This window comes from Jatrophihabitans sp., assembly GCF_051960575.1.
Taxonomy (GTDB): Bacteria; Actinomycetota; Actinomycetes; order Mycobacteriales; family Jatrophihabitantaceae; genus JBQCEE01.
On record NZ_JBQCEE010000365.1, the window covers coordinates 17,774 to 27,076 of the forward strand.

A 9,303-nucleotide genomic window follows, 5' to 3' on the forward strand; every position below is an offset into this window, starting at 1 on the left:
CCGTGTGGTCGCCACGGCCGCCGCAGTCGCCGCTGTTGCGGCGGGTTCTGGGATCGCCTGGGCGTTCTGGAGCTCGAGCGGCGTAGGTGCCGGGTCTGCGACGACGGGATCGCTGTCCATCACCACCACGGCGCTCGTCACCGGTGACGCCCCAACAGTGACCCTGGTGCCTGCTGGAACCGGTGACGTCGTCGTGCGAGTGCACAACGGCAACACATCGGCGGTGCACGTTGCGAGCGTGCAGTTCCAAGCCGTGGCGGCGGACTCGTCGCACAGCGGGTGCACCGGCGTGACGGTCACCGCGCCGACCAGCTTTCCGACGCCACAGTTCCAAATCGCTGCCGGCCAGGACAAGACGTTGACCTTCACCGGGGCCGCGGCGATGGCGATCGATGCATCGTCGAACTGCCAGGGAGCGACCTTCACCGTGCCGATCACCGTGGTGGTGCAGTCGTGAAGCGCAAGCGTGCCCTAGCCGTCGGCGGGGTCACTGGCGCTCTTGTGCTCGGCGCAGGCGTCCCGGCTGCCCTTGCCTATCTGTCGGCACAGACCGGCGGAACAGCCGTCGTCGCGAACGCTGACAGTCTGCCGGCCGGTCAACAGCCCACCGTGACTGTGTCGTACAGCGGCGGCCAAGCGACCGCGACGGTGTCCTTCAGTCGAAGCAAGACAACGTCCGGCCGCGACGTCACGTCGTTCGTGATCAAGCGGTACACGAGTCTGACCGATCAGAACCCCACAACCTTCACCTGCGGGGTCACGGGCGTCGACCCGGTGTCGTGCACCGACACCAACGTGCCGGCCGGAACGTACTACTACACCGACACGCCGGCCTGGGGCACGAACTGGCGCGGTGTCGAATCGGCGAAGAGTTCCGTCGTCTCGTCGGACAACACCGCCCCGAGCGTCGGCGTCACGTACGACAAGGCGACCACCAACGGGTGGTTCAATGCTGCCCCGGTCAAGGTCACGCTCACCGCAACGGACGCCGGCAGCGGCCCGAAGTCGGTCACCTACAGCCTTGACGGTGGTACCGCGACGACCGTGCACAGCGCAAGCATCTCCGTCTCCGTGAGCGGCGACGGGACGCACACGCTGACCTATACGGCGACAGACAATGCCGGCAACACCAGCACGTCACAGTCTGCGACGGTCAAGATTGACACCGTGGCGCCGACCGCCCCGGCTCCGCAGCTGAATGGGAATTCATGATGAAGCGCCGCATCCCCGCTCTGACCGCTGTCGCGGGTCTTCTTGCAATCGCAGGTTCCCTCGTCGGACAGACGGCTGCAGGTGCCGCGACGAGCAGCAACGTCAGCTTTGTGCCCACCTCCGCTGTTGCGGGCGCGCAGGCCGCGTGGACAGTTTCGTTCACGACTGGCGTTGCGGTCAGCAAGGCGTCGACCATCAACGTCGCGTTCGACGCCAACTTCGCCTTGTCGGCGAGCTCGACTGCAACTCTTGGGAGCGCGCTGACGACAGCAGGTTGCACGACTCAATCAGTCAGCGTCAACGGATCGCAGATCGCTGTCGCACTTGGTGGTAACAGCTGCAGTGTCGCCGCTGGCTCGGCCGTGAGCCTCGCCGTTTCCGCTGTGACGAACCCAACGACCGCGACGACCTACTCAGCGTCAGGCTTCACCGTGCGAATCACTGGTAGCGGCCAGGCGCCCAGTGATGCTGCTGTGGCGCCGAGTGCCACTGCCGTCACCGTCGTAGCAGGGCCGGCGTCGAAGCTGGCCTTCGCCCCCGCACCCTCTCCGACGACCCAGGCCGGGATCGCGTTCGCAACCCAGCCGGTCGTGAAGATTCAAGACAGTTACGGGAACGCTGTCACGACCTCGACGGCATCCATCACCTTGGCCGCCAGTCCCGCTGGCAGCGGTCTCAGCTGCACCAGTGGATTGACGGTGGGGGCCGTGAGCGGCGCTGCGACGTTCACAGGCTGCAGCATGACTGGTGTTGGAACGTTTGCAGTCACCGCCTCATCGGCCTCCGTCACTGCCGCGACCACGTCCGTCGCGGTCAGCGCCGGGGCCGCTGCGAAGTTGGCGATCGTGCAGGCCCCGCCGGCTGATACTTATGTTGCGACAACGGTCTCACCCTTCATCACGGTGCAGCTCCAGGACGCCAACGGGAACGCGGTGCAGACGTCGGGAGTGACGGTCAACCTCGCAGCTTCGTCTGGAACGATCACCGGCGGGTCAGCACGGACGAACGCGTCGGGGCTCGCGACATTCAGTTCGCTGAAGTTCGCGAGTACCGTGCTGGGCACCTCGGTCACGGCGTCGAGCGGGAGCTATACGCCGGCCACGAGCGGAGCTTTCAACGTCGTGGCGCAGGCGTCGAAGGCGGCAGGATCTGTTGCCTTGACGGACGCGGCCGCGGACAGCACCTCCGGTGTTGCGCAAGTGCAGTACTTCTTGTGCCCCGGCTACTCGAACAGCACTCCGTGCACCGGCAGCAACGGGACAGCGATCGGGACGTCGACGACAGGGACGGGGAGCTACCCGCTCGCCTGGAACCCCTCCGCGATCAGCACCGGGGCCTACCGGATCGCCGCCATCGCGACCGACGCTGCAGGAAACATCGGCTCACCGAGCTCCACGATCCCGGTAGCAGTGACCGCCTGAGCGGGAAGTGCCTCAGCCACACGGCGGCTGATATGCCGCACCCGGGACGCACAGCGCCCACTCCTGCCGCGTGATCGGGGTGCCGACGGCATGACACAGCCGCGAGGCGTACCCCTGCACGTCGAGCGTCCAGCGCAGCACCTGCGACCCGCGGCCGCCGGCGATCAGCTCGCGTCCGTCCGGGGTGTAGGAGACGGCGAACACCGAGCCGCCGGGGCTGGTCAGCGTCTCGAGGGGCACGCGCAGGCGGCGCGAGTCGTGCACCGGGTACAGCCGCACCGAGCCGTCGTTGCTCGACAGGGCGACCGTGCTGCCGTCGGGGGAGAGGGCGGCGGCGAGCACGTAGTCGGTGGCGCCGATCAGGGGCGTCCCGACCGGATTCGGGTGCGACGGTGAATTGATGTCGAAGATCCGCGCGGTGTGGTCGGCGCTGGTGACGACGAGCAGCGTGCCGGTCGTCTCGAAGGTGACGCCGTAGACGTAGCTCTTGAAGCCGCCGAGCACGGCGAGCTGCCGCGGGTGGGCGGGGTCGCGGATGTCCCAGAGGTAGCCGTGTCCGTCGGCGTTGGCGCCGGCCAGCAGGTGGCCGTCAGCGCTGAAGGCGAGGCTCAGCATGAGGTCGCCGCCGTGCACGCTCGCCACCTTCGCCGGGTGCGCCGGGTCGTGCACGTCCCACAACGCCAGGGTGTGGTCGTCGTCGGCGACGCCGAGCAGCGTGCCGTCCGGGCTGAAGGCGAGGCTCTCGATCAGCTGCGACGCGGCGGTGAACTCCCCACCCAGGTGCTGCGGGTTCGCGGGGTCGGCGACGTTCCACAGCTGCACATGGCCGGCGTAGTCGCCGGTGGCGGCGACCTTGCCGTCGGCGGTGATCGCGCCGGTGCCGTCGACCCCGGCGGGCATGGTGAGGGTCGGGCCGAGGGCGTGGATGGCAGAGTCCGAGCCGGTGCTCCACAGCCGCAGGCCGCCGCCCTTGCCGTTGCTGACGACGCCGAGCGTGCGGCCGTCGCGGGTGAACGACAGCGCGAAGACGGTGCCGTTGGTGGTGATCGCGTCGCTGCCGAGGGTGGTGACGCGCAGCGTGCCGTCGGCGGCGGTGGCGAACAGGGTGCGGGCGCCGGTGGCGTAGCCGAGGCCGGTCACCGGGCCGGCGTTGTGCGCCGTGTACGACATGGACGCGAGGTCGGCGTCCCACTCCTGCAGCGTGTTGTCCGAGCGGCCGACGGCGACATGGCCGTCGGGCGCGACGGCGAGCACGTCGACCTCGGCGTTGGTCGAGGGGGTCAGCGTCTGCATCGCGTCGGCGGTCGGCTGCGCGGTCTGCAGCTCCTGCACCGTGCCGTCGACGCGGCCGACGTAGAGGCGCGCGCCGTCGGGCGAGAAGGCGAGCGCGTTCACCGTCTGCGTCGGCTTGGTCACCAGCACCGGCGGCCCGCTCGAGCCGACTTGGAACAGCGCGACCGTGCCGCCCTGGCCGCCGGCGGCGAGCAGCGTGCCGTCCGGACTGAACGCGAGCGCCTTCGCTTCGGGCAGCGCCGACGCGGCGAGCGGCGGCAGGGCGACCGGGGTGGCGACGGTATTCGCGAGGCGCCACAGCTTCACCGGCGCGGCGGCGCTGCCGGCCGCGGCGAGGAAGGTGCCGTCGGGGCTGAAGGTCACCGCCTGCGCCGCGCCCTGGAAGCCGGTCGACAGCGTCGCGACCTTCGTCGGACGAGACGGCGTGCGCACGTCCCACAGCGCGACGGTGCCGAGCTGTCCGGTGGTGGCGAGCATCGTCGCGTCCGGGCTGAAACCCAGGCCGAAGAGCTGCGCCTTCGCCCCACCGCCCGGCACGACGCCGACGGGCGTCGGCACGGTGCCGGGAGCGGCTCGGTAGAGGTGCACCGAGCCGTCGTCGGCGTGGCCGACCGCGACGAGCCGGCCCCCGTCGGCGAGGGCGAGGGGGGTCGGGCCGTTGACGCCGAGCACGCGGGTGATCGTCGGCCGGCTCGAGTCGGCGACGACCGCCGCCTTCGCCTCGGGCGTCGGGTCGAGGCGCAGCGCGACGAGGGCGAGCTGCTCGGCGAGGGCGGGGTCCTGCTCGTCGAGCTCGTCCGAGCGCACTGCGACCTCGCGCGACAGCGCCTCGTCGCGGGCGACGGTGGCGACGTGCGAGTTGTGTGCGGCGGCCGAGCGGGCCTTCAGCGCCACGACGGCGAGCACGCTCGCGAGCACGGCCAGCACGGCGACGACGGCGAGCACCGCGCGCAGGCGGCGGCTGCGGCGGCGCTCGGCGAGGCGCTGCTCGCGCAGGTTCCGGTCGCTCGCCTCGACCAGTTCGGCCTCGGCCGGGTCGAGCTCGTGCGCGTGCGCGGGGTCGGCCCACCAGTCGAGCGCGGCCTGCAGCCGCACGCCGCGCAGCAGCAGGCCAGGATCACGGTCGGCGGCGATCCAGGCCGTGGTCGACTCGGCGATCTGCCGGTGCACACGCAGGCCGGCGCGGTCGCTCGCGAGCCACTGGTGCACGCGCGGCCACGCACGCAGCAGCGCCTCGTGGGTGATCTCGATCGAGCCGGCGTCGACGGTGAGCAGGCGGCGGGCGACGAAGGCGTCGATGAGTCGCCGGACGGGGACGTCGTCGGGTGGCGGGAAGCGGCGGCCCAGCTCGTCACGCGACATGCGCCGGCGGGTGAGGGCGAGGTCGTCGGCGTCCAGGCTGACCAGGCGCAGGAACAGGCGGCGGGCGAGTTCGCGCTCGTCGTCGTCGAGGCCGCCGTACACGTCCTCGGCCGTGCGCTGGATCGCGCCGGTGACGCCGCCGGTGGCGCGGTAGCCCGCGATGGTGAGGCCGCCGGCGCTCGCCTCCCACGTCGCGAGCAGGGTGTGCGAGAGCAACGGCAGCACGCCCGGGTCGTGCCCGCCGGTGCGGGCGCCGTGCGGGCGCAGGTCGGCGAGCACGAGGTCGACCAGACCGCGCTCGATGCTCGCCCCGACGCGCTCGGCCGGCCCGACGATCACCTCGGTGAGCTGTTCGGTCGACATGGGCCGCAGCAGCACCTGCGCGTGCTGCAGTGCGACGGCGAGGAACGGCTCCGCGGCCGCCTCGGCGTAGAAGTCGGCCCGCAGCCCGACCACGATGACGGCGCGTGGCGGACGGTTGCTGAGCGTGACGAACAGCTGCGCCCGCTCGTCCGGCGAGAGGGCGGTGAACAGCTCCTCGGCCTGGTCGAGCACGACGAGCGCCGAGCGGTCGTCGCCGAGCTCGGCGAGCCAGCTCGGCAGCCCCACGGCGGTGCTCGGCGTCGTCACCAGCACCGCGCAGTCGGCGTGCTCGGCGTCGGCGGTGGCGGCGAGGCCGGCGCGCAGCAGCGACGACTTGCCCGAGCCGGACGGCCCGACGACGGCGAGCACGCCACCGCTCGGACCGGGGTCGGCGTGCAGGCGCTCGATGGCGGCGACGAGGTCGCGCGTCTCGTCGGCGCGTCCGAAGAAGGTCTCGGCGTCGGCGACGTCGTACGGCGACAGCCCGCGGTAGGGGGAGGGGAGCGCCGGTGCCGGTGCGGTCGGGGTCTGGCGCTCGGACGCGCGCACCCGGCGCAGCGCCTCGACCCACGCCTCGACCTCGGCCGGGTCGGTGACGCCGCACGCCGCGACGATGCGCCGCAGCAGGGGCAGCTGGGTGGCGGTCGGGAGGTGGCGTCCGGACAGGTGGCCGCCGATCGTGGCCGGCGGGGTGTCCACCGCCTTGGCCAACGCGCGGATCGACAGTCCGCTGCGTTCGCGCAGTGCCGTCAGCGCGGCGACGAACTCCGCCCGCGACGTGATCGACGCCGTGTCCACCCCATACCCCTCCACCTCCGCGCGAGCCCGGGACGCGGCCCAGAGGACGGTGGTTCCGTCCGGCCGGGTGTACGGGTTCGTGCGGGTTCAGCTCCCGGAGCTGATCTATACCCCATCCGCGGGAACAGTGGCGGTCATGGGGGCGGACATCTGGGCCGAGCTGGGGGCGACGCTGCGCGCGATGCGGCTGTCGGGGGGCATGTCGCTGCGCCAGGCCGAGTTGGCAACCGGACGAAACCGGGGCAATCTGTCCTTGGTCGAAACCGGACGAACCCGTCCGAGTCGCGAGCTGGTCGAGTGGTACGACGAGACCTTCGCCGGTGACGGCCTGGCGCTGACGACATTCGCCGAGGCGCTGGTGGGCCAGGTGGAACCGCGCATGGGGGTGCCGGCGGTGGTGTTGGGGTCGCGTCGTCCCGACCATTACTCGGTCGTCGGACGCTCGGTGGCGCACGGGCAGCTGGTCCCACCGGGCAGCGAGACGCTCGCCGCCTGGACGCTCTGGAACATCGGCGAGACGACCTGGCAGGGACGCCTGGTGCGGCGCATCGGCGCACCCGCCGGTGCCCGGCTGCTGCGCTCGGCGCCCACGACTACCGTGCCCGACTGCCCGCCCGGCGAGCGGGTCAGCATCGCCGTGCCGGTGACGATCCCTGATCTCACTGCCACCTACGCCGCCTACTGGCGCATGACCGAGGCCGACGGCACGCCCTGCTTCGCGCACCAGATCGTGCTCGACCTGGTGGTCGTCGCCGACCCGCACGCGCAGCCGGTGGAGGGACCGGCTGCGCGCGAGGCCTGAGCGGCACGTCCCGCCGCTCAGGCCCCCCGGGCTCGACCTGACCTGCATGGCGTGGGCGGGATCGGGCCCGGTGGGGGCATCACGATCCGGACGAGGCGGCGGGCGTCGCCGAGTGTCGATCTTGTCCCGATTCGGCCGTACGGGTTCGAACGGGAATCACCGAAGATCGCTGGATCTGTCTGGTTTCGGCTCGCGTAACCCTGATCGATCCGCTTAGCTCTCCTGCGCGGGTGATGGGGAGTGGTCCCCATTGCCCGCCGGTCATGTGGTGGTCATCGTCGACCGCACCTGCTCGTGTCGACCAGCCAGCGGAGAGCCACCAGTGTCCTTGCGCTTCCTCGTGCGCCACCGCGTCAGCGTGGCGTCGACCCTCGTGGTGATCGCCGCGGTCGTCGCGCTGGTGGCCTATGCGCTGGACGCCGTCGGGTTCGACGTGCACCACGCCGACCTCAACGACGGCGGCGTCTGGGTCAGCGGCTCGCCCTACGGCGCCTTCGCACGGTTGAACAAGCCGGTCGAGCAGTTCGACGGCGCGGTGAGCCTCGGCGCGTCGGCGACGAACAACGACCTCGACATCGTGCAGGACGGCGTCGCCGTCTTCGGCCTCGACAAGTCCACCGGCAAGCTCTCGGCCCTCGACGGCTCGACCATGACGACGGTGCCGGGCCAGTCGGCATCGGTGCCGGTCGACGCGTCGGTGCAGGTGGGCGGGGCCGACCCGGGCGTGCTCGCCGTGGCCGACCCGAAGTCGGGCAAGGTCTGGGCCACCACCGTCGGCACCTCGACGTTCGCCGGCGTGAACCTCGCCGCGGTCGACAACACGGCGAAGCCGGTCGCGAAGGTCGGTGCCAATGCCCGCGTGGCCGTCGCCACCGACGGCACGGTCTTCGCCGTCTCGACCGACGGCACGCTCACCACCATCCGGGCAGCCGGCGGCCGCTTCCGCGCGACGGCGACCAGGACGCTCGGTGCCTTCGCGCGCCAGCCGGCGATCGCGACCGTGGGCACGACGCCGGTGGTGCTCGACGGCGCCCACCTCTGGATCGGCTCGCACGCGCCGGTGACCTTTGACGGCATCGGCTCGGCGGTGCTGCAGCAGTCCAGCGCCGCGGCGCCCGCTGTCGTCCTCGCGACGACGACCTCGGTCGTCCAGGTGCCGATGGCCAGCGGACGGGCCGCGGTCTCGCCCGCCGACGGCACCGGTGGCGGCATGGTGGTCGCCCCCATCCAGCTCGACGGTTGCATCTACAGCGCGTGGGCCGGCGCGGCCGCGTCGTACCGCACCATGTGCCCCGCGGCCCATGTCGACTTCCACGGCTCGCTGGCCGTCGACGCGTCCACCGCCCTCAGCTTCCGGGTGAACCGGCACGAGGAGGTGCTGAACGACGGCGGCAGCGGCAAGGTGTGGAACGTCGACGGCAAGTCCGCGGTCGAGCTGGACTCGTGGGACGCGGTGCTGCCGAAGCCGGGCAGCAAGACCACGAGCGACAAGGAGGTGGCCGGCCAGGCGAAGCCGCCGCAGGCGAAGCCCGACACCGAGGACGTGCGCGCCGGACGCAGCAGCGTGCTGCACCTGCTCGACAACGACACGCGGCCGCCGACGGACACCATCGCCATCGTCAACACGACGCAGCCTGCCGCCTCGGGCTACCACGTCTCGATCAGCGGCGACGAGCAGACGGTCGCCGTCTCGGTGCCGCCGGACGCGACCGGTGACACGACCTTCCAGTACTCGATCACCGGCTCGAACGACACGACGGCCACCACCGCGACGGTGACGCTGCACATCGTGCCGCCGGGCACCGACTCGGCGCCGCACCGCTGCACCTGCGCCGTGCCGCCCGCGTGGCCGGTCGGCGCGACCAGCCAGCTCGAGATCCCGGTGCGCGGCGACGGCGCGGATCGCCGGCCGGCCGGCGTTGCCGGTGCCCCACACCACCACGCGCATCGTCATCGCGCGCCTTTGCCCGGCGACATGCCGGGCGCGAGCAGGTCGGCGAACTCGGGATGCCGCTCGACGTAGGACCGCACGAAGGGACACTGCGGGACGAT

At 71.7% G+C, this 9,303-nt stretch carries 6 protein-coding genes; 5 read left to right on the plus strand and 1 reads right to left on the minus strand.

Going from position 1 to position 9,303, the window contains the following annotated elements; genetic code table 11:
- The first annotated feature begins 4 nt into the window (after positions 1-4).
- From ACTHMS_RS20250 to ACTHMS_RS20260, 3 genes are read left to right on the plus strand one after another with little or no spacing between them, the layout of a single operon-like run.
- A complete protein-coding gene (locus tag ACTHMS_RS20250; protein ID WP_440308469.1) occupies positions 5-457 on the plus strand; it encodes a hypothetical protein in 453 nt (150 codons plus the stop codon).
- Entirely contained in the window at positions 454-1,212 is a 759-nt protein-coding gene (locus ACTHMS_RS20255) for an OmpL47-type beta-barrel domain-containing protein (RefSeq protein ID WP_440308470.1), read from the plus strand. The genes ACTHMS_RS20250 and ACTHMS_RS20255 overlap by 4 nt, the downstream gene beginning before the upstream one ends.
- On the plus strand, positions 1,209-2,633 hold the full coding sequence (locus ACTHMS_RS20260) for a hypothetical protein (protein WP_440308471.1): 1,425 nt from the start codon (positions 1,209-1,211) through the stop codon (positions 2,631-2,633). The genes ACTHMS_RS20255 and ACTHMS_RS20260 overlap by 4 nt, the downstream gene beginning before the upstream one ends.
- Positions 2,634-2,645: 12 nt before the next feature.
- Here the strand turns inward: ACTHMS_RS20260 and ACTHMS_RS20265 are convergent, their stop codons facing one another.
- A complete protein-coding gene (locus ACTHMS_RS20265; protein ID WP_440308472.1) occupies positions 2,646-6,449 on the minus strand; it encodes an nSTAND1 domain-containing NTPase in 3,804 nt (1,267 codons plus the stop codon).
- Between the two features lie 136 nt (positions 6,450-6,585).
- Between ACTHMS_RS20265 and ACTHMS_RS20270 the strand changes: the two genes are divergently transcribed.
- Together ACTHMS_RS20270 and ACTHMS_RS20275 are read left to right on the plus strand one after the other, a co-directional pair.
- The gene (locus ACTHMS_RS20270) at positions 6,586-7,251 is read left to right on the plus strand and encodes an NBR1-Ig-like domain-containing protein (protein WP_440308473.1); all 666 of its coding nucleotides are present in this window, start codon (positions 6,586-6,588) and stop codon (positions 7,249-7,251) included.
- Between the two features lie 322 nt (positions 7,252-7,573).
- Complete coding sequence (locus ACTHMS_RS20275; protein ID WP_440308474.1) at positions 7,574-9,274, plus strand: Ig-like domain-containing protein; 1,701 nt, start codon at positions 7,574-7,576, stop codon at positions 9,272-9,274.
- Positions 9,275-9,303: the final 29 nt, after the last annotated feature.

Bases quoted from the DNA above. Each gene is read 5' to 3' on its own strand.
- ACTHMS_RS20260 (WP_440308471.1), top strand. From the start codon at position 1,209: ATGATGAAGCGCCGCATCCCCGCTCTGACCGCTGTCGCGGGTCTTCTT.
- ACTHMS_RS20270 (WP_440308473.1), top strand. From the start codon at position 6,586: ATGGGGGCGGACATCTGGGCCGAGCTGGGGGCGACGCTGCGCGCGATG.